Consider the following 22,430-nt stretch of genomic DNA (forward strand, 5'->3'; position numbering starts at 1 on the left):
AATGGTCGGGGGTGCGGGATTCGAACTCGCGACCCTCTGCTCCCAAGACAGATGCGCTACCACTGCGCTAACCCCCGAACTCAGTGAAACGATACTTGCCACAGAAAAAAATTAAGTGCAAGCTCAGATTCTGATTTTTTTTAGAATTCACTTATTTTTTTTAGAAATAAGCAATATCATGAGGTTATAGTGTCGCAAGAAGTTGTAGGGGTCCTAGCAAAAATTATCTTTGAAAATGAAAGGGGAGATTTTAGAGTTGCTGATTTCATTGATCCACAAACTGCCAAAAGATTTAGAGCTTCAGGAAAAATTTTTCTTTCCCAAAAAGCAGATGCTAGGCAGAAATACAGGCTCATAGGAAATTGGGAAAATAACCCTAAGTATGGAGAGTCTTTTGTAGCTATCTACTCAGAAGCGGCAAGACCTGCTGAAGCAAAAGGAATCGCGCCATATCTTGCTAATAACGTCAAAGGGGTTGGAGAGGCCACTGCATTAAAACTTGTAGAAGCTCTAAATATCAAGAATATTGATATGTTAGTGCGAATTTGCAAAGAAGATAAAGAAAAAATTTATTCATTTTTTGGTTCTAAGCGAAAAAAAACAGCTGAAAATGTCATCACTTCTATGATTACCGACGAAGTCTTTAGAAGTGTGATGATATTTCTTCATGAACATAATATTCCTCCAAAATTTGCAAAAAGAATTTATGAAAAATACGGAGCGCATTCTTTAAACAATTTAAAAGAAAATCCATATCGATTAATAGCAGATTTTAGACAAGTAGGCTTTAAAAGAGCCGATGCTATTGCTGAAAAATTAGGAGTTCCACCCACTTCACCATTTCGCATGGAAGCCGCATTTGTTTACACTTTAGAAGTGGCACAGGATGATGGCCATTGCTGTTTACCAAGAGATCTTTTAATTGATAAAGCTCGAGATATTCTTGGTGTGAAAATAAATCCGGTTTTTTCACGTGAATTTGTCTTAGATAATTTAAGACAAGTATACAAAAAAAATCGTGAAGTAAAAAATGAAAGTTTTATAATTCGTGATACAACAATTTTTAAAAACAATCAAAATATCGAAAATGAAGTATTATTTTACTTACCTGAAGTAATTAAAATGGAAGATGATGTTGCTGGTTTTATTTCTAGTTTACTTAATAAAAGTATAGCTACTGAATACAAAGAACAACAAATATTAAAAGAATTAGATGCTGGTGACAAAAATATCGATGAATTATTTCCTCATTTACCTTGGGATAAATTATCTGATGAACAGCAAACGGCTGTCAGAATGAGCCTTGATTCGCGTATAATGGTTCTAACAGGAGGACCAGGTTGTGGAAAAACCTTTGTACTAAAGGCAATATATGGAATACAAAGAGCTTTAAATCGCAAAGTGGCATTGTGCGCTCCAACTGGTCTTGCCGCAAAAAGAATGACTCATTCAATTGGTGAACACGCCAGTACTTTACATAAATTACTTGGATTAGGCAGAAAAAAAGAGGAACAAGTAAATATTATTGAAGAACTTGAAGGCAATACTAGTGCATTAGATAATTTTAATGTTGTTATAATTGATGAAAGCTCTATGCTTAGCCTTGATTTATTTCATTCGTTACTTTCATCTCTGGGCCCCAATCGCAGATTAATATTAGTTGGAGACGTTGATCAATTACCTAGTGTTGGCGCAGGAAATTGTTTAAGAGATATTATTAAATCTAATAAAGTACCAATAGCTCGTTTAACAAAAATATTTCGCCAAAGTTCAGAAAGCCCAATACCTATAGCAGCAAGAGAAATTATCTCTGGCAATAAACCAAATTTTAATTTTGTAAGTTACTCTCCAATATTTTCTTCTCCTGAACCTATTGCATTTATTCCATGCTCAACACAAACATTTTTTGATCTCTTACAAAACTTTTTATCCAACACTATTCCAAACATATATGAGCTTGATCCGGTAAAAAATGTTCAAATTTTGGTTCCTATGCGAAAAACTGAGGTTGGCCAAGAAAATATAAATAAAGTAATGCAAAATTTTCTCAATCCTTCTTCTGAAAATAAAAAAGAATGCTCATTAGCATTTGGTGGAATATTAAGAGAAGGTGATAAAGTTATTCAAACTAAAAATAATTATGAGTTAGATGTTTTTAATGGAGATCTTGGCTTTTGTAAAGCAATTACTAAAACAAAAGACAAGCTAGAAGTAACAATTGAATTTAGCGATAAAACTGTGGCATATGAAGATGAAGATATTGATGATTTACAACTTTGTTATGCAATGACTGTCCACAAATCACAAGGCTCTGAATTTCCTTTATGTATCATTCCTATGTTTGGCGTTTATTATAGTATGTTAGATAGAAATTTACTTTACACAGCAGTAACTAGGGCAAGTAAATATATCATTATTTTTGGTGAAGAATGGTCAATAAAAAAAGCTGTTGCTAGCCAAAATGCAATTAAAAGACACACTTTTTTAGACAGCTTAATTGAATCTTAATCTAATCAATTTAAATATTTTTTTGTAACCTTAAAATTGACAAATATCTTCAATACACTATTATAAAAATTCAAAAATTTATTGTGGAGGTTTTATGTCGCAAATTTCTATAGTCTATCATTCAGGATACGGTCATACTGAAAAAGCTGCTAAGGCCGTTTTAGAAGGTGTTAAGTCTGTTGCAAATACAACAGCCCATTTAATTTCAGTAGCAAATATTGACTCAAATTGGGATGTGTTAAAAAATTCTAGCGCAATTATTTTTGGTTCTCCTACTTATATGGGGAGTGCTTCCGCCCCTTTCAAAGATTTCATGGATAAAAGCTCAAAAATTTGGATGACACAGGACTGGAAAGATAAAATTGCTGGAGGCTTTACTGTTTCGGGAAGTCAAAGTGGCGATAAATTAAGTACTTTAGAACAGTTTATGGTTTTTGCAGCACAACATGGAATGATTTGGGTTTCTTTAGGTATTTTACCAGGAAATAATTCAAGTAAATCAAGTGTAAATGACTTAAATAGATTAGGTTCTTCTATTGGGCCTATGGCACAAGCAAATGTAGATCAAGGAGCTGATGCCATGATAGAAAGCGATCTAAAAACTTTGAATTTGTATGGCAAAAGGATAACTGAAATAGCTCTTAAGTTTAATAAAGCATAAATTCTCCTATGCCTTTTTCTATCTCATGCAAAATATTCCTATTTAATTAAAAAATTTTAATTACTAAAATTCACATATAGCTTTTATTTTAAAGGTTAATATGTGGATAATTGAGTTCGCATTAAAACGCCCATATACAATTGCAGTAGGAGTAATACTTTCCTTTATATTAGGATTTATTTCTATTAATAAAATGCTAATAGATATTTTTCCAGTAATTGATATTCCAGTTGTAAATATCATATGGAATTATCCAGGATTGACTCCTAATGAAGTTGAAAAAAGAGTTATTTTTCTAGCTGAAAGAGCCTATACAACAACAGTTAATGGAATTGCAAAATTAGAATCAACATCAATTCAAGGTTTAGGAATTCAACGGATTTATTTTGAAGAAGGAACTGATATTGGATCTGCTATTTCCCAAATTTCAGCAGTATCAGGAACCGTAACAAGAATTATGCCGCCAGGAATAACACCACCCGTTATTTTGAAATTTAATGCTTCCAATGTCCCAGTAGCTCAATTAACTTTATTTAGTAGTAAATTAAAAGAAGAACAAATTTATGATTACGCAACTAATTTTTTAAGAGTTCAACTTTATACTATTCCTGGAATATCATTACCAGCTCCGTATGGAGGCAAACAAAGACAAGTAAACATAGATCTTATTCCAGAACTTTTAGAAGCAAAAAAACTTTCACCGCAAAATATTGTAGACTCTTTACAAGCATCAAACATAATAGTTCCTGCAGGAAATGCAAGAATACATAACTATGAATATAATATTTTAATGAATTCCAGTCCTCTAAGTGTAAATGAATTTAATGACATTCCAATTAAAGTTATTAATGGTGCAACTGTTACTTTGAATAGTGTTGCAAAAATTTCTGATTCATTTGCAGAACAAACAAATATTGTAAGAATAAATGGGCAAAGAGCGTCGTATTTAAATATCTTAAAAAAAGCACAGGCTTCAACACTTAATGTTATTCAATCTATCAAAAATAAATTACCAGAAATTTCAAACTTGGCACCAGCTGAATTAAAAATGCAACTCGATTTTGATCAATCTTTTTTTGTAAAATCAGCAATACAAAATGTTTTGCTTGAAGCTATTATTTCATCCCTCCTTGTTTCAGTTGTTATTTTGCTTTTTTTAGGGAGCTGGAGAAGTGTTATCATTGTTTGTACTTCTATTCCAACTGCTATCTTTTGCTCACTCGTAGTCCTTTATCTTACTGGAAATTCTATTAATATCATGACAATGGGGGGACTTTCTTTAGCAATCGGAATGTTGGTAGACGATGCCACAGTGGCGATTGAAAATATTCACCGCTTACACAAACAAAATAAACCTCTCATATATTCTATAATAGAAGGGTCACGGCAAATAGCTCTTCCAGCTTTATCAGCGACTTTAGTTATTTGTATCGTTTTTTTTCCAATTGTTCTTCTAACAGGCCCTGCAAAATTTTTATTTACTCCATTAGCACTTGCTGTTGTTTCAGCAATGTTAGCTTCGTATATTTTATCAAGAACATTGGTACCATTATTGGCAAAAATGTTATTAGTAAATGAACAAAATCATCAAAATAATATTAATCTTTCAGAAAAATTTAATAACCTATTTTTATTATTTCAAAACAAATTTGGCGAAATATTAAGGGTTTGTCTAAAATATAGAAAATTTGTTTTAATAAATTTCTGTATTTTTTTAATCCTGTCTTCATCTTTAATTTTTCTAGTAGGCACCGACTTTTTTCCTCAAACCGATGCTGGAATAGTAAAGTTACACTATCGTGCTAGGGCAGGAACTAGAATTGAGGAAACAGAAAAACAGGTTCAGATTTTAGAAACAAAAATTAGAGAAATTATTCCAAAAAAAGAATTGCAAACAATTAATTCAATGATTGGAATTCCTGTTAGCTTTAATTTAGCTTTCGTTCAAACAGATAATTATGGTCCTATGGATGCTGAAATTTTAATTTCATTCCAGAAAGAACATGAAAATATTCAAAATTATATGAAAAAAATTAGAAAGATGATTACTAATACTTTTCCAGAATCTGAAGCTTTTTTCCAATCAGCAGATATTGTAAATCAAGTTTTAAATTTTGGATTAAGCGCGCCAATTGATATACAAATAGAATCTCAAAATCTAGATAATTCAATTAAAATAGCAAAAAAATTACTTTCGAATCTTAAATTAATTCCAGGATTAGAAGATATAGCTTTGAAACAAGTTTTAAATTATCCCGGACTTTATTTTAATATCGATAGAATCAAAGCTGCACAAGTAGGAATAAGTCAAAAAGACATTTCTAATAGCCTTCTAATTGCTTTATCTTCAAGCTCACTGATTTCTCCATCTTATTTTCTAAATCCTCAAAATAATGTAAATTATTCAGTGATTGTGAAAACTCCTTTAGAAAAAATATCAAACTTAAATAGTATTTTAAACATTCCTATAGCAAGTAATGGAAACATTTTAGAAAGTAACTTAACCTCAACTTACATGAATCAACTCAATCTAACTCAACAGACTTCCCAAACCATACCTCTAAGAAATTTAAGTACCATCCAAACAATAGAAACAATGACAGGAAACTCTCATTTAAATGTTCAAAGAGTTTTGGATATTTATGGTACACCTGAGGGGCGAGATTTGGGATCGATAATAAAAGATATTGAATATCAAATTAAAAAATTAGGTGAACTTCCAAAAGGAGTTAAAGTTACAATAAATGGTCAAGGAAAAGTAATGCGTGAAGCTTTTTCTACATTAAGTATTGGGCTAATTTTAGCTATTATTCTTGTTTATTTATTAATTGCAGTTCTATTTCAATCATGGCTAGATCCTTTTATTGTCATGGTTGCTGTCCCCGGAGCTCTTTCTGGCATTCTTTGGATCTTATTTTTAACAGGAACAACAATAAATGTGGAATCCTTTATGGGAGCAACCATGGCTGTAGGTATTGCGTCTTCAAATTCTATTTTGTTAGTAAGTTATGCAAATGATCTAAGAATATCAGATAAATTAACTGCCATAGATGCCGCACTTGAATCAGCAAAAACACGATTGCGGCCTGTTTTAATGACGGCAATTGCCATGATTATTGGAATGTTACCTGCCGCACTAGCAATAGGAGAAGGTGGCGAACAGACAGCCCCCTTAGGAAGAGCTGTAATTGGAGGATTAATAGTTGCAACGACTGTAACTTTAATCATTGTTCCCATAATATATTCTCTCTTGAGAAAAGAAATGCCTAAAAAATATTTGCTTGACGAAGAATTGAGAAAGGAAAAAATGATCAAATGAATTTATTCAATAAAGAGCTTAAATTCAAGACTTTTTTACTTATCATTTTATTAACTATTATTTTAATATTTATTATTTTAGTAGCTAATAAGAGTAACAAAATATTAGCTGCAAATTTAGAAAAAAAAGCAGAAAGTGAGAAAGGTTTAAAGGTAAAGGTTATAAAAGTAAGAAAATCTACTTCTGAAAAAGAAATTTCACTTAATGGAGAAACAAAACCATCTCAAAGTGTAACTATTTATACGAAAATTAGTGGATTTCTAAAAAAAATTTATGTTGATAAGGGCGACTATGTAAGCAAAGGTAAAATTCTAGCCACAATAGAATCACCAGTAATTGATGAAGCCTATTTAGGAGCATTATCTAATTTTAAAAATAAAAATCTAATCGCAAAAAGAGCTTTGGAGTTAAGAAAAGAAAATTTAGTTTCAGAGCAAGAAAAGGATCAAGCCGTATCAGATGCGGAAATTGCAAAAGCCCAATTGAATACGCAAAAAATTTTAAAAGATTATGAAATTATTAAAGCCCCTTTCTCTGGCACAATTACAGCGCGTTACGCTGATATAGGTGCTCTTGTCCAAAATGCTGAAAACTCTCAAAACACAGCATTGCCAATTGTAACTCTATCAAACATTGAAAAATTAATAGTAACAATATTTATTGATCAACTTAATGCACCCTTTGTAAAAAAGGGTACAAAAGTAATAATAGAAACCGCAGACAGTATTAAAATTGAAGGATTTATCTCTCGAGTTACTGATAATTTAGACCCCAAAACAAAAATGATGCTTGCAGAAATAGATATTACAAATGAAAATAAAAAAATTCTATCTGGCAGTTTTGTTAAGGTACTTATATTTACAAAAACACAAGTTAATTACATCCTTCCAGTTGAATGTTTAATCATTCAAAATGACAAAAAATTTATTGCTTCTATTGATGAAAAAAGCAAAGCAAAGTTCAAAGAAATTAATGTAACTAGCAATGATGGAAAAAACATTTTTTTCACAGGAGAAATTAGTGAAGATGAATACTTCATATTAACTCCTACTATAAATCTAAAAGAAGGAAATCAAGTGCAACCTTTAATTCAATATTAATATTGGGGAAAAATTGATTTTTGTTAAACATACTAAAAAAATTATATACTTTTTTTTAACCTTTTGTAAATTGATACCAGTAATTGCAATTGAGTTGGAATCATATTTAACAAAATTACCAACTAGTTATATCGAATTGAGTTTAGAAAAATGTATTAATCTAGGATTACAAAATAGCATTAGTATTTTAAGGAACAAAAGCAATCTGGAACTTACTGGTTATGATATCCTAAAAAGTTATGGAAATTTTTTACCAAATTTAGCACTACAACTAGGAAATAATTATACCTATGGAAATTCTTACTTAACCACGACTTCACCTACTTACGTTAATACAGCCGGTTTTTTTGGAAATTTTACTATTTCAAGTACATTAAATATATTTAATGGATTTGCTGATATTACTAATTTAAATTCAATTATTACAAAAAAAGATTCGGAAAATTTTACTTTTGAAAAAGCGAAACAAATAATAATTATTGATATTATCCAAAATTATTTGCAAATTACTCTTGACAATAATATGATAGAAATTGCTACACAAAATTTACAGGAATACCAAACCAGAGAAAAATTGTTATTAGCTCAAACAAATTTAGGAGCAAAAAGTATTGCTGACTTATATTTACAACAAGCACAAACCAGTTTAGCCGAATCAAATTTAAATAGTCTTAAAAATAAAATACGAAATGATGAAATATTATTACTAAAAAAAATAAGATTAGATTATCAAAAAAATTACAAATTTATTCCTGTAAAATTTGAAGATGTACTACAAGATACAAATCAAATTACAGAAAGCAATTTGATTAAGATTGCTTTAAATAAAAGATCTGATCTAAAATCAATCCAAGCTTTAAAAAAAGTTTCTGAATTGGAAATTGAAACCGCTAAATCTTCATATTATCCAAAAATCGATTTTACCGTGTCTGCAATATCAAATGCAGCTTATGTGAATAGTCAAATTGTAAATGGTTCAAATATACCTTATTCATCTCAAGACCCCTATCAAAAACAATTTTTAAGTAACTTTAAATATCAATTTTTATTAAATCTAAATTGGATTATTTTTGACAAGTTGATTTCCTATTCAAATGAAAATCAAGCTATACAAAAATATTCGCAAAGTAAAAATGAGGAAATAGAAGAACAACAAAAAATAATTAGTGAAGTAAGAACTGAATTTGGAAACTATAGACTTGCCTTACAAGAGTTAGATTCTACAGCAAAAGTATTATTAGCATCAAAAAAAGCATATCAAGTAATGAGTGGAAGATATAAAGTAGGTTCAGCAAGTTTTATAGATCTGATTACTTCTCAAAGCACACTTGAGCAAGCAGAATACAATAGATCAAAATCACTAATAAACTTTTTAATGCAAAAGTGGAACTTAAAATTTATAACCGGAGATCTGCAAAATTAAAAAGTCCTTACTTAAAAAGAACAATTCAAGAAGGACTTCTAACTTTAATTAATTTAAATTCATTCCAGGTTCTTGATTACCACCTTCAGTTGACTCTGAAGAAGCTTTCTTTGATTTCCTTGTTCTAGTTTTTTTCTTTAATTTATCAAGTTTGCTTGGACGACCGCGTTTTTTAGCTGTTTTTGTACCAGCCTTTTTTGGACGACCGCGTTTAGCTGTTTTTCTTTTTGCTGTAGTCTTCTTTTTAGTAGTTTTTTTAGTTGTCTTTTTTGCTGTTTTTCTTTTTGTAGTTTTCCTCTTAGTAGTCTTTTTACCAGCTACCTTCTTTTTCTTTGTTCCTGTTTTTCTAGTTGACTTTTTGCGAGTCGCTTTTTTTGCTCCAGTTTTTTTTGCAGTTGACTTTCTAGTTTTTTTAACAACCATAAAATTCCCTTTCATTTAAAGTAAATTAATATTAATTTAACTTTAGCAGTAATCATAAAAGAAAGATAGTCATTAAAGTCAAATCATTGACTTTAAATTAATTTTTATTTTTATATTCTGATGAAAACAAAATTTTTATTTTTCTATTTTTAAAAAATAATTACAAAAATAACTGCTAAAAAAAATTATTTTCTTAGGTAATGACAATTATATCCATTCGGATTTTTCTTTAGATATTTCTGATGATATTCTTCTGCTAAATAAAATTTCACAAAAGGAACAATTTCTGTAACAATAGGTTTTACCCATTTTTTTGAAACTGTTAGTTTTTCTTTTATGTCCTCAGCATTTTTTTTCTGTGTTTCGTTGTGATAAAAAATTGCTGATCTATATTGTGTACCTTTATCATTCCCTTGTTGATTTAAAGTAGTTGGATCATGGAGTCTAAAAAAATACTCCAAAATTTTCTCAAAAGAAATCTTTTCAGGTAAAAATTCGATTTGGATAGCCTCTGCATGTCCTGTTGTTCCTAATTTAACAAGTTCGTAAGTAGGTTTTTCAATTATTCCACCAGTATATCCAACCCTAGAGGAAACAACTCCATCTAACTTTGAAAATAACTCTTCTACACCCCAAAAACATCCACCAGCCAGAGTTGCTAATTCTGTTGTCATTTATTCCTCCTCAAAAAAAATATTCAGCTAATTATGTTTTATGCCAATTAACCTTATTTTCAAATTTTTAATTTCCTAAAAGTAAACTTTCAAAAAAAATAGATTCGTAGAGTTATGCATTTTGAAGGTGATGTACAAATGAACTTACAGGAAAAGGGACTTTTCATTAAACTCTTAAATTTATTTTTTTTTAGGATAGTTAAAATAGAAGAAAGGGAAAAGCAAAGTATGGAAATACTTTCAAATTTTACTTAGTAATAGTTTCATTATCTATTTTATTAACAAACTGCTGCTGAATAGCTTTTTTAAGATCATTTTGAGATTCTCTTTGAGAGAATCGTTTCATTTCTTCCATAATAAAATGTTTAGTTTGATATTGAGGATCTTTTAATACAACTTGTTTTCCTAACCTATTACTTAGGTTAAATACTAAAGGTGCTTTTAAGTTAGCACTCATTTTCTTTGGATCCATCGGTATAGTAACAATAACAGAGATAACAGCTTCGTTAGGATTTGAAAGCTTTAACGAAGCAACTTCTTCTTCTGTAACCTCAACCATATAGTCTGGACGAAAAGATAGAGGACTGATAACGATAAATGCCATCGCTGAATCAGTTACCGATTGAAGCCATTTAAATGGTGAATCTTGATCATGATCTAATAATACAAACTGATTCAATTCAGGAAAACCAATCAGACCTTCAGGTAAGGTGATTATATCTTTTTCATTAATTTCTACTTCTCCAAAACGCGAGGTATTTATTTTCAAGGTCACCCTCCTCAAATTTCTATAGTCTTCTCATTATTTAGGTTAAGTGAGCAAAATAAATTCTGCAATAAGTTTAGATTTTTTTATTGACGTGTCAAAATATCTTTAGGTGTATTAGCAGTAATTAAATATTCAAATGCAAAAATTATTTTATATTTTGGTATGTTAGGTGTACTGCCGGGATTCATTCCCCGTATATTAGACTGTCCATAAACATCAGCGGATTCATACCTATAATCAATGAAAGTTTTAATTTGTTCATTAAACTTATAGCTTAAACCAGTATGAAAAGAACTGATTTGAAATCCAGGAAAATAATTTGCAGATATTGCAGATGGAGGAACAGAATTTTGTTCTGCAAAAAATTTATAAAAAGCAAGAAGTAAATTTAACTGACCAAATTTAAAATTTTGTTCAAAACCAAACATTTTTCCAAATGAATAATTTGCTGAGATTAAATTATTCCAATATTTTGCATTAATATTTGTTTGAAAAAAATTATTTCCCAAACTTAGTGAGCCCGAATATGTTAACAATCTATATTGCTGATCATAATTAGTTACAGGATTTTCAATATATTGCTCTCTACCAAAAGTTAATGAACTTAATGTATAATCAGGATCTGAAAAATAATCATAAAAGGTTCTCATACTAACAGAAAGAAGAAAATTTTCAAAATCATATCGATAATTTAAATCTCCTTCAACCCTTGTTCTTTCAATATCAGTAGAAGTCGATTTATTAGATCTGGAAGAATATACCGAAAGAAGATCATGGCGTGCTAGAAAATTTAAAGAGAATGGTTTTGTCTCAACAAGATCTATTTTTGTGAACACCGATTGATAAGGCCAACTTTTTGGGGTAAGCTCATCTATTTCATCAGGAAATCTTCCAAATTTAAATTGCAGCTGGCTAAAAATTTGATACTTTAACCAAATTTCACTTACTTGTGAAAAGTCGTAGTCTCTCAATGGTATTTCTATGAAACCATCTTCTTCACGGGTAGGTGACTGGGTCATAATTTTTACTTTTGCTTCTAATTTATTAAAATTATGAATTGGATAAAATAAAAAAGTTAAACTTGATTGCAATAAATTAGGATGATGTTGATTCATATACAAAGCATTCCCAAACCCGAGAGAATACAAAATTTGCCAATCTGGTAAATTTTCTTTTTCCTCAAATTGCTGGAATGCATATGCTCTTGAATTATTCCAATTCTGAATTTGCCAAATTAAAGAAATAACAATTAAATACCGACACGTTAGAAAGATAATTCGACTAATAGGAATAAGAAGCTTTAACATATGCCGATCTTAGAAGACCTCAATAAAAGAAAAAAAGAAATAGAATCTACTCTTGAATCGTTACATGAACTGATCGACAGACGTAATGCATTTCTTGCAAGTGTTGAACGCTTGGCATTTAATAGAGTTGTGACAAAAAAACGCACTTTACTTAATTTGAGCAGCAAAGGCAGCAATGTTAATTTTATGAAAAGATCGACAAAATCAACTGATCTTGAAATGAAAAATAGCAGAAAATGTCTTTTTTATTTACATGCAAGAAAAAGATACTTAACTAAGCTTTTAAATGAAATAATTGCACGTATTGATGACTTGCAAAGTACCAATGATGATTTTGTTCCCAAAGAATCCAGCTAGAATATTTTTCCTATTTACAATTAAATAAACATAAAATAAATTATTCCTAACAGTAATATAATATTTAAGGAAAATATTTCCTACTATTTTGAGAAAATTGAATGAATATGTTAGATATTCTAAAAAATACTAAAAAAAATATTCGTAGATTTATTATTATTTTTATTTTCATTTTAATACTTTTGACTGCATTGATTATTGTAATAAATTTTTTAAGCACAAATGGTTCACAGAAGAAAAACGAATATGTACCAACTATGAAGCAAAACAAAAAATTAAATGCAAAAAATATGGTGCTTGTTCAAACTACTGAAGTAAAACAAAAAGATGTGCCCATTTATCTCAGTGCCATTGGAACTGTTACTGCTTTAGATAGCGTAACTGTGAAAACTCAAATTAATGGAGAACTAACTAAAGTAAATTTCAAAGAAGGTCAATTTGTCAAAAAAGGAGAAATTCTTGCTGAAATAGATGATAGAACTTATAAAGCTCAATTTCTTCAGTATCAAGGACAACTAAATAGAGATCTAGCACTACTAAATAATGCAGTAACAGATCTGAGACGTTATAAAAATTTATATCCTGCTGGGAGTATTTCCAAACAAACATTAGATACTCAAAAATCTTTGGTTAAGCAGTATGAAGGAATAGTTGAATATGATAAAGGTCAATTAGAAGCAATTAAAATTAATTTAAATAATTGCAAAATTTCCTCTCCGATATCAGGAAAAGCTGGATTAAGACAGATTAATCCGGGAAATTATGTGCAAATAAATGATCAAAGTGGAATTGTAGTAATAAACAAATTGCAACCAATTTCAGTTTTATTTTCTTTATCTCAAGAATATCTTCCTAAACTTACAGAAAAATTTACAGATACAAATCCTTTAAAAGTTCTCGCTTTTGATAAAGAAAATAAAGAACTTATAGCAGAAGGAAAATTGAATACTATTGATAATCAAATAGACACAACAACTGGTACTATAAAACTAAGAGCTGAATTCGAAAATAGCAATTTAAATTTATTTCCAAATCAATTTGTAAACATTAAACTTTTATTACAGGTTGAAAAAAATGCACTTACAATTCCAATATCTGCAGTACAACATGGGAAAAACGGGGACTATGTATATTTAAAAGAACAAAACAAGGCTAAATACAAAAAAATAGTTACTGGGGATATGGATCAAGACAATATATTAATAAAAGAAGGATTAAAATTAGGTGAAATTGTTATAACTGATGGACTTGATAAACTTACTGATGGAGCTGATCTTCTTCAATGATCAATATTTCAGATCCATTTATAAAACGACCTATTGCAACTACACTTATTATGTGTGCAGTTTTTTTAGTAGGTATATTAGCTTATAAATTAATTCCAGTTGCTGCTTTACCTGAAGTTGATTATCCTACTATCCAAGTTAAAACTTTATATCCAGGTGCAAGTTCCATTGTTGTTACCTCGTCAATTACAGCACCACTTGAGAAACAATTTGGACAAATGAGTGGACTAAAATTAATGACATCTTCCAGTGGAGATGGATTATCTTTAATTAACCTTCAATTTGATTTGGCAATGAATTTAGATATTGCTGTTCAAGAAGTTCAAGCAGCGATAAACACAAGCTCAAACTTATTGCCACAAGATATCCCAAGTCCACCAATTTACTATAAAGTGAATCCTGCAGATACACCTATTATGACCCTATCATTTACCTCAGACACTTATACTCTACCAGAAATACATGAACTTATTGAAACAAGATACGTACCAAAATTATCAGAAATTCCTGGTGTTGGACTTGTAACAATAAATGGAGGGCAAAAACCAGCAATTCGTATTCAAGTAAATCCTACAGCAATAGCAGGATACAATTTAAATATTGATGATATTAGAAATGCTATATTAGCTTCAAACGTTAATTTAGCAAAAGGAAACATTGATGGTAACAGAGTATCTTTCACCATCAATGCAAATGATCAATTACTCGATATAAATTCTTACAAAAATTTGATAGTGTCATACAGAAATAATTCTCCAATTTATTTAAAAGATTTAGCTAATATAGAAAGTTCGTCAGAAAATATACGTCTGGCAGCATGGAAAAACTTAACACCAGCACTTATCTTAAATATTCAAAAACAACCCACATCCAATGTTATTGATGTGGTAAATAGAATAGAAAAACTTCTGCCAATTTTACAAGTGAATATTCCGAAAGATATTAAAATTGAAATTTTAAATGATCGGACTCAATCTATAAGAAATTCTGTTAGCGACGCTCAATTTGAACTTTTTCTTGCTGTAATTTTAGTTGTTCTAATTATTTACGTTTTTTTAAATGATCTTAAAACAACTCTAATTCCAAGCGTTTGTGTACCATTATCACTAATTGGTACCTTTTCAGTAATGTATATGCTAAATTTTAGCTTAAATAATTTAACTATTATGGCTCTTACTATAGCCACAGGTTTTGTTGTCGATGATGCTATAGTAATGATTGAAAATATTTCACGATATGTTGAATTAGGAGAAACAAAGATAAATGCAGCTTTGAAAGGTTCCGCCCAAATAGGATTTACAATAATATCTCTTACTGTTTCATTAATTGCAGTTTTAATACCTTTGCTATTTATGGGTGATATCATTGGTAGATTATTTCGTGAATTTTCTATTACATTGGCTGTTTCAATACTTATATCAGCGTTTATATCTCTTACATTAACTCCTATGCTTTGCCGTTTCTTTATCAATGATAATCATATTAAAAAAGATAACAAGTTAAATAAATTTCTTAAATCAATGATTGATAAATTGATATTTAATTACTCTATTACTTTAAAAATAATATTAAATAATCAAAAAACTGTATTATTAATATCTATATTAACTTTTTTTGCAACAATAATGCAATACTATTTTATCCCAAAAAACTTTTTCCCTCAACAAGATATTTCATTAATTCAAGGAATAACCGAATCTTCTGAAAGTATCTCATTTACAAATATGCTTGAAAAACAAAAACTTATTGTTAATGAAATTTTACAAGACGAAGCTGTATTAAATGTTTCTTCTTATATTGGAGTTGATGGCAATAATTATTCAATTAATAATGGAAGATTACTTATTCGATTAAAAGACAATGAATTAAGAAAAGAAAAAATAAATACAATAATTGAAAGGATACAAAATAGTGTTCAAAAAATAAAAGATATTTCTTTATATATGCAAGCTGTTCAAGATATTAATATTGACAATCGGGTTAGTAAAACTCAATATCAATTTAGTCTATCATCACCATCTCTTACTGAGGTTGATAAATGGACAAAAATACTTGTAAGTGAATTAACTCATTCTGAAAATTTAAAAGATATCAACCATGATTTACAAAATAATGGTTTACAACTAAAAATAGAAATTGATAGAAATTCTGCTGCACGTTTCGGAATAACAACAAATATGATCGATACAGCTTTATATAATGCATTTGGACAAAGACAAATTTCAACAATATATACTCAATCTAACCAATATCATGTCATTTTAGAAGTTAATCCTTCTTTAGACATTAATGCAAACAATATATTAAATAAAATATTTATTTTATCGAATAATAAGATAAGTATTCCATTATCTGCTTTTACAAAAGTGAGTTATGATACAGAACCACTTGTAATTAATAAACAAGAACAGTTTCCTGTTGCAACTATATCTTTCAATTTAATTTCAGGTCATTCGCTTGAACAAGCTGTTAATGATATTGAAGAAGCAAAATTAAAAATTAATTTACCCAAAAGTATAGAAACAAGATTTGAAGGAGCTACACAAAGTTTTCAAAATTCTTTAAAAAATCAAATTTACTTAATTATAGCCGCTATTATTGTTGTTTATATTATTTTAGGAATATTGTATGAAAGTTATATTCATCCGATTACTATTATTTCCACACTGCCTTCTGCAGGAATGGGAGCTTTGTTCTCCTTACAATTAACTAAACAAAATTTTGATATTATTTCGCTAATAGGTATTATTTTGTTAATAGGGATTGTGAAAAAAAATGCAATAATGATGATTGATTTTGCATTAGAATTAGAAAGAAAAGAAAAGAAGAAACCAATAGAAGCTATTTATGAAGCCTGTTTATTAAGATTTAGACCAATACTAATGACTACTTTAGCTGCATTATTAAGTGCTATTCCATTAGCTTTCGGAACAGGAATGGGATCAGAATTAAGACGACCATTAGGTATTTCTATTATTGGAGGACTTATTGTAAGTCAATTACTAACTCTTTATACAACACCTGTTATATACTTATTTTTCTCTAAATTATTTTCTGAAAAAAAGAAAAATATAATTCAGAAAGAATCTAATTTATCTTTTCGTGAGGATCATTAATGCATAGTTTATCCTCACCATTTATTAATCGACCAATAGCAACCTCTTTAATAGCTTTACTTATTATTTTAGTTGGAATTCTTGCTTTTAATTTATTACCAGTTTCACAATTACCTCAGATTGAATTTCCTACAATATCTGTGCAGGCAAATCTCCCGGGAGCAAGCCCAGATGTGATGGCTACTTCTGTCGCAACTCCCTTGGAACACTATATCGGAAAAATTTCTGGAATAACAGAAATGACTTCTAGTAGTTCCTTAGGAAAGACAAATATAGTTATTCAGTTTGATTTAAACCGAGATATTAATGCCGCTGCTAATGAAGTTCAAGCGGCTATAGATCAGGCACTACCATCTTTGCCAGCAGAAATGCCAAATCGTCCTACATACCGAAAAGTAAATCCTGCAGATGCACCTATTATGATTCTCGCATTAACTTCTACTGAGCATACAAAAGGTCAAATGTATGATATTGCTACAAATATTTTGCAACAAAAAATTTCACAGGCCAAAGGAGTTGGACAAGTAATTGTTGGTGGTAGTTCATTACCAAGCGTTAGAATTGAAGCAAACCCTTTTTTGTTGAATAATTATGGATTAACTATTGACGATATTAAAAATACAATTCAAAATTCAAATCAAAATTCACCAAAAGGGCAATTATCAAATTTATTTCACACTTATTACATAGCAACAAATGATCAATTGCATTATTCTGAACAGTATAAGCCACTGATTATTAGTATTAATAACGGAAGTGTCATTACTTTAAAAGATGTTGCTGAAGTTAAAGATTCTGTGGAAGATATTAAAAATACAGGCTTGGCTGATAATAAACCAGCTGTTTTATTGATTATATTTAAAGAACCAGGAGTTAACGTTATAGAAACTGTAGATGGAATTAAAGGATTAATTCCTCAACTTTCAGCTTATATTTCTGCTGACATGCAACTTACCGTTATGATGGATAGAACATCAACTATACGCGCATCACTAATTGATATTGAAAAAACATTACTTATTTCTATTGCTTTAGTGATTTGTGTGGTTTTTTTATTTTTAAAAAATATTTATACGACAATTATTCCAAGTATTGTTGTACCTATTTCAATCTTAGGTACATTTGCAGTAATGTATTTACTAAATTTCAGTTTAGATAATTTGTCTATCATGGCTTTAACAATTTCTACCGGATTTGTTGTAGATGATGCAATAGTTGTTATTGAAAATATAACTCGCTACCTTGAAAAAGGTTTTTCTCCGCTAAAAGCGTCTTTAATTGGAGCCAAAGAAGTTGGATTTACAGTTCTTTCAATGAGTGTTTCGTTAATAGCAGTTTTTATTCCAATTTTACTTATGGGAGGAATTGTTGGAAGATTATTTCGAGAATTTGCAGTTACTCTATCTATTGCTATTCTAGTATCATTACTTGTTTCTTTAACAATTACTCCATCTATGTGTTCTAAAATTTTAAAACCTGACAAAGAAAGAAAACAAGAAAAAAATGTTGCAAATTCTTATTATGCTGCATCATTGCAGTGGGCAATAAAACATAGCAAATTTATGTTAACTGTTCTCATCTGTATAGTTATCTTAAATATTTACTTTTATATTAAAATACCCAAAGGGTTTTTCCCCCAACAAGATACTGGCAGAATAATGGGGTTTGCTCTCACCGATCAAAATACATCTTTTAAAAATATGGAAAAAAAATTTGGAGAAGTAATTGAAGTATTGAAATCAGATGAAAACATTGAACATGTTGTCGGATATGTAGGAGGGGGTTCAGTTAATTCAGGAAATATATTTATTAGTTTAAAATCTCAATCTAACCGGAAATTAACCGCAGATGAGGTTATTGGTGTTTTAAGAAAAAAACTCATAAAAATACCTGGAATCTCTGTTTTTCTTTTGGCAGCACAAGATATTATGATTGGTGGAAGACAGGGCGGTGCACAATTCCAATATTCTATTTCTGCAGCAAATATCAAAGAATTAAATAAATGGGGAGATTACTTAATTCAAGAACTTAGTAAAATTCCAATTATAGCTGATGTAAACAGTGATCAAAAAGATAAAGGAATTGAAACCTATATATCTATTGAACATGAGACAGCAAAAAAAATTGGAATTTCACCATTACTAATAGATAATGCCCTATATGATTCTCTTGGCCAAAGACAAATTTCGGTAATTTATAAGGACTTAAACCAATATCATGTCGTCTTAGAAACAGATCCAAAATTTACAAATTCACCAAATTTTCTTAATGTTTTATATTTAAAAAATAATAATAAGCAAATTGTTCCTTTAAATGCAGCTGCAAGTTTTGAAACAAAGAAAGCAATTCTTTCTATAAGTCATCAAAGTCAATTTCCTTCTATAACTTTATCTTTCAATTTAATCCCTGGAACAGCACTGGGAGAAGCAGTCAATAAAGTGAGTGATAAAGTATCAGAATTAAATTTACCCTCTAATCTATCAGCTTCATTCCAAGGTACTGCTAAAGTGTTTCAAGCAACTCTTGCGAATCAACCAACATTAATTCTAGCAGCAATCCTTACAGTTTATATTGTACTAGGAATTCTATATGAAAATTTAATTCATCCAATTACTATTATTTCTACTTTACCTTCAGCTGGTTTAGGGGCATTACTTGCTTTATATTTCACTAAAACTGATCTTTCATTAATTGCTTTTGTAGGCATCATACTTTTAATTGGTATCGTAAAGAAAAATGCAATCATGATGATAGATTTTGCTATTACCTTGCAAAAAAATCAAAATTATCCAGCTGATAAAGCTATTTTTGAAGCAGCAATTCTTAGATTAAGACCAATTATGATGACTTCCTTTGCTGCATTACTAGGTGCTGTTCCTTTAGCTTTTGATCATGGAGTAGGCTCTGAATATAGAAAACCATTAGGGATCTCAATTATTGGCGGTTTACTCATTAGTCAATTACTAACACTTTACACTACTCCTATAGTTTTTCTTTATTTTGAAAAAATAGCTTCTTGGCTAAGAGGAAAAAAGTTAAAAGGAAAAGTTTATGAAGCTAAATCAAATTACTAAAATTGGAATTTTATCTTTTTTCTTTTTCACCAAATGTACAGTTGGTCCAGACTATCAAAAAATTGTAACTGATAGACCTGAATTTTTTAAAGAAACAAAAAGCGGTAATTGGAAAACAGCAGAACCTAAAGATGATATTTTCAAAGGTAAATGGTGGGAAATTTATAATGATCCTTATCTAAATGAACTAGAAGAGCAAATAGAAACTACCAACCATAATATTTTAGCTAGCATTGCACAAATGGATCAAGCTCAGGCTCTTTTAGGACAAAGTAAAAGTAATTACTTTCCCACAATTGGAGCAAATTCAGGAATAACACGTCAAAGACAAGGATCAGGTTATTCACAAAATCCAACAGAAACAACAAATTATTCAGTAAATTTAAATGCAACATGGATTCCTGATCTTTGGGGAAATATAAGGAGATCTGTAGAAGCTAATGAAGCAGCTTTTCAAGCTAGTGAAGCGCAAGTTGAAAATATAAAATTATCTGTCCATGCATCGCTAGCGCAATATTATTTTCAACTTAGAACAGTAGATAAAAATCAAGTTATTCTAAATGAAATTGCAGAATGCACAAAAAGACAATTAGAAATGATTTATAGAAGTAAAGAATTAGGGACTGCTAATTCTATTGAGGTACAAAAACTAGAATCTCAATATGATTTAGCCAAACTTAATGCCGAAGATAACTCTATTTTGCGAGAACAATATGAACATGCAATTGCAATAATATTAGGAAAATCTCCGGCGGAATTCTCTTTAGAAATTAAAAATACTAATATTCAAATCCCAATTTTACCTATGGTTTTACCATCAGAGTTACTAGAAAGAAGACCGGATATTGCACAAGCTGAACGCCTTGTTGCACAAGCTAATGCACAAATTGGTATTGCGAAAGCTGCTTATTTTCCTAATTTAAATTTAAGTTCGAATGTTGGTTATTCTAGTAATGATATTTCTAATTTATTTACTTTACCTACTCTTATTTGGTCTGTTGGAGCAAGTTTAGCTGAAACAATTTTCGACGCTGGTTCAAGGAAAGATAAAGTTGAAGCAGCTGAGGCTAATTACAGAGCTGTTGTTAATCAATACAAACAAACGGTATTACAAGCTCTTCAAAATGTTGAAGATAATTTAAGTGCATTTAATCACTTGAAAAGTGAAGAACTTTTTCAGTTCAATTCAATGAACAAAATTGAATCTATTTATAATTTAAGTAATGAACAATTTGAACAGGGAATAATAAATAATATAGATTTACTAACCGCTAAAATAAATTTGCAAAATAGTAAAAAATCATTAAATGATTTAATCAATAAAAGAGTTTTAAATTCTGTTAATCTTATCGCATCTTTGGGAGGTGGTTGGAAACAATTTTTTATGAAGTGACTAAACTTTAAGATAACTGTAAAAAAAGTAAAAGCTTAAAATCCCTATAAAAATAGAAATTGTAGCATTTCTTTTCCATACAAAAAAAAGAATAACTGGAATTGCAGCTAAAAAACTTGAAAATACAAAAGATCTTTGAATATGCTCTTCAAAAAGACCAGCCGAATACAAAAATAAAATAATCATAATTCCTGGTGGCAATTTTTTCCCAAAACTTAACATAAAATCATTTTGAATAATTTTTTTGGGTAATATAAAAGGTACTATTCTTAATAAAAAGGTAATGACTGCGATGACGGAAATTAAAATTAGCAACTCAGTTAATGACATGTTTTTTCCCATAAATTTTATACCATTCATAAATAAGCATAAAAATGAAGTAAAGAACTACTGCGAGCAATAAATTTCTTTTGAAGCAAAAAAAAGAAATAAAGAAACAGATTGTTCCCAATATGACAGACATATAATATTTCGATGAAATTAAACCATCCAATGCCATAATTAGAAAAAGAGCCGTTAAAGCATAAACTAAAAATTCAGTATCAAAATGTCCCATAAGAGAGTAGCAGTATACACCTAGAAAAGTTCCAAAAACCCAATAAAAATGACTTAAAAAAGAAATATAAAAACTATATGTATTGTTATAAGCTTTAGGATTGTTTGCAAGTAACGCATAAGACTCATCTGTTAAAGCAGAAACCATATAAGTTTTTAATAAAACATTTGTTTTAAATTTATCAAGGAATGAAAACCCATAAAATACATGCCGTAAATTAACTATAGCAGTTAAATAAACAATACTCCAAAATGAACTATTTGCTATAAGCATACTTACTAAAATAAATTGAGATGCTCCTGCATATATAAACAAACTAATTAAAGGAGCAATAAACCAGGGATAACTTAATTTTTGACAGACTATTCCAAATGAAAGCCCAATCGGGATATAACCCGTCATGGCAGGAATACTATCTATAAAAGCTTCTTTAATAGGGCTTTTCTGAAAATTATATTCCATTA

General features: G+C 29.5%; 16 protein-coding genes and 1 tRNA gene. 10 read left to right on the top strand and 7 right to left on the bottom strand.

Translation table 11 applies throughout. The features are described 5' to 3' along the window. Positions 1-2: 2 nt before the first annotated feature. Positions 3-77 (bottom strand) — tRNA-Pro (locus tag QEJ31_RS02265). 112 nt (positions 78-189) lie between these two features. Here QEJ31_RS02265 and QEJ31_RS02270 point away from each other — a divergent pair. The 5 genes from QEJ31_RS02270 to QEJ31_RS02290 all read left to right on the top strand — a co-directional run bounded on the left by QEJ31_RS02270 (position 190) and on the right by QEJ31_RS02290 (position 9,011). After that, positions 190-2,508 carry an ATP-dependent RecD-like DNA helicase gene (locus tag QEJ31_RS02270; protein ID WP_280592171.1) on the top strand — a complete coding sequence of 773 codons (2,319 nt, stop codon included), beginning with the start codon at positions 190-192 and terminating at the stop codon, positions 2,506-2,508. A gap of 94 nt (positions 2,509-2,602) precedes the next feature. Beyond that, entirely contained in the window at positions 2,603-3,169 is a 567-nt protein-coding gene (locus QEJ31_RS02275; protein ID WP_280592172.1) for a flavodoxin family protein, read from the top strand. Positions 3,170-3,269: 100 nt separating this feature from the next. Beyond that, positions 3,270-6,488 (top strand): efflux RND transporter permease subunit, encoded by a 3,219-nt coding sequence (locus QEJ31_RS02280; RefSeq protein WP_280592173.1) that lies wholly within the window; start codon positions 3,270-3,272, stop codon positions 6,486-6,488. Further along, positions 6,485-7,588 carry an efflux RND transporter periplasmic adaptor subunit gene (locus QEJ31_RS02285; protein ID WP_280592174.1) on the top strand — a complete coding sequence of 368 codons (1,104 nt, stop codon included), beginning with the start codon at positions 6,485-6,487 and terminating at the stop codon, positions 7,586-7,588. Before QEJ31_RS02280 ends, QEJ31_RS02285 begins: the two co-directional genes overlap by 4 nt. Positions 7,589-7,601: 13 nt before the next feature. Further along, positions 7,602-9,011 (top strand): TolC family protein, encoded by a 1,410-nt coding sequence (locus QEJ31_RS02290; protein WP_280592175.1) that lies wholly within the window; start codon positions 7,602-7,604, stop codon positions 9,009-9,011. Between the two features lie 48 nt (positions 9,012-9,059). On the opposite strand, the gene QEJ31_RS02295 is transcribed toward QEJ31_RS02290, so the two are convergent. The 4 genes from QEJ31_RS02295 to QEJ31_RS02310 form a co-directional block, all read right to left on the bottom strand. Next, positions 9,060-9,434, bottom strand: a complete 375-nt coding sequence (locus QEJ31_RS02295; RefSeq protein ID WP_280592176.1) for a hypothetical protein — start codon at positions 9,432-9,434, stop codon at positions 9,060-9,062. Positions 9,435-9,619: 185 nt separating this feature from the next. After that, positions 9,620-10,108, bottom strand: coding sequence for a peptide-methionine (S)-S-oxide reductase MsrA (gene msrA, locus QEJ31_RS02300; protein WP_280592177.1), 489 nt, complete (start codon positions 10,106-10,108; stop codon positions 9,620-9,622). Between the two features lie 247 nt (positions 10,109-10,355). Then, positions 10,356-10,877, bottom strand: a complete 522-nt coding sequence (fliW, locus tag QEJ31_RS02305; RefSeq protein WP_280592178.1) for a flagellar assembly protein FliW — start codon at positions 10,875-10,877, stop codon at positions 10,356-10,358. A gap of 83 nt (positions 10,878-10,960) precedes the next feature. Beyond that, a complete protein-coding gene (locus tag QEJ31_RS02310) occupies positions 10,961-12,184 on the bottom strand; it encodes a hypothetical protein (RefSeq protein ID WP_280592179.1) in 1,224 nt (407 codons plus the stop codon). On the opposite strand from QEJ31_RS02310, the gene QEJ31_RS02315 reads away from it, so the two are divergent. From QEJ31_RS02315 to QEJ31_RS02335, 5 genes are all read left to right on the top strand, one after another. Further along, positions 12,185-12,541, top strand: a complete 357-nt coding sequence (locus QEJ31_RS02315; RefSeq protein WP_280592180.1) for a hypothetical protein — start codon at positions 12,185-12,187, stop codon at positions 12,539-12,541. Positions 12,542-12,642: 101 nt separating this feature from the next. Then, positions 12,643-13,827, top strand: a complete 1,185-nt coding sequence (locus QEJ31_RS02320; RefSeq protein ID WP_280592181.1) for an efflux RND transporter periplasmic adaptor subunit — start codon at positions 12,643-12,645, stop codon at positions 13,825-13,827. Further along, positions 13,824-16,943: an efflux RND transporter permease subunit gene (locus QEJ31_RS02325; RefSeq protein WP_280592182.1), complete on the top strand. Its 3,120-nt coding sequence runs from the start codon at positions 13,824-13,826 to the stop codon at positions 16,941-16,943. Before QEJ31_RS02320 ends, QEJ31_RS02325 begins: the two co-directional genes overlap by 4 nt. Beyond that, positions 16,943-20,017, top strand: coding sequence for an efflux RND transporter permease subunit (locus QEJ31_RS02330; RefSeq protein WP_280592183.1), 3,075 nt, complete (start codon positions 16,943-16,945; stop codon positions 20,015-20,017). Before QEJ31_RS02325 ends, QEJ31_RS02330 begins: the two co-directional genes overlap by 1 nt. Beyond that, positions 19,995-21,410 (top strand): efflux transporter outer membrane subunit, encoded by a 1,416-nt coding sequence (locus QEJ31_RS02335; RefSeq protein ID WP_280592184.1) that lies wholly within the window; start codon positions 19,995-19,997, stop codon positions 21,408-21,410. Before QEJ31_RS02330 ends, QEJ31_RS02335 begins: the two co-directional genes overlap by 23 nt. Here the strand turns inward: QEJ31_RS02335 and QEJ31_RS02340 are convergent, their stop codons facing one another. Next, positions 21,411-21,740: an AzlD domain-containing protein gene (locus QEJ31_RS02340; protein WP_280592185.1), complete on the bottom strand. Its 330-nt coding sequence runs from the start codon at positions 21,738-21,740 to the stop codon at positions 21,411-21,413. After that, a complete protein-coding gene (locus QEJ31_RS02345) occupies positions 21,727-22,428 on the bottom strand; it encodes an AzlC family ABC transporter permease (RefSeq protein ID WP_280592186.1) in 702 nt (233 codons plus the stop codon). The genes QEJ31_RS02340 and QEJ31_RS02345 overlap by 14 nt, the downstream gene beginning before the upstream one ends. Between the last annotated feature and the right edge of the window lie 2 nt (positions 22,429-22,430).

Origin of the sequence: Pigmentibacter sp. JX0631 (genome assembly GCF_029873255.1) — a bacterium.
Classification (GTDB): Bacteria; Bdellovibrionota_B; Oligoflexia; order Silvanigrellales; family Silvanigrellaceae; genus Silvanigrella.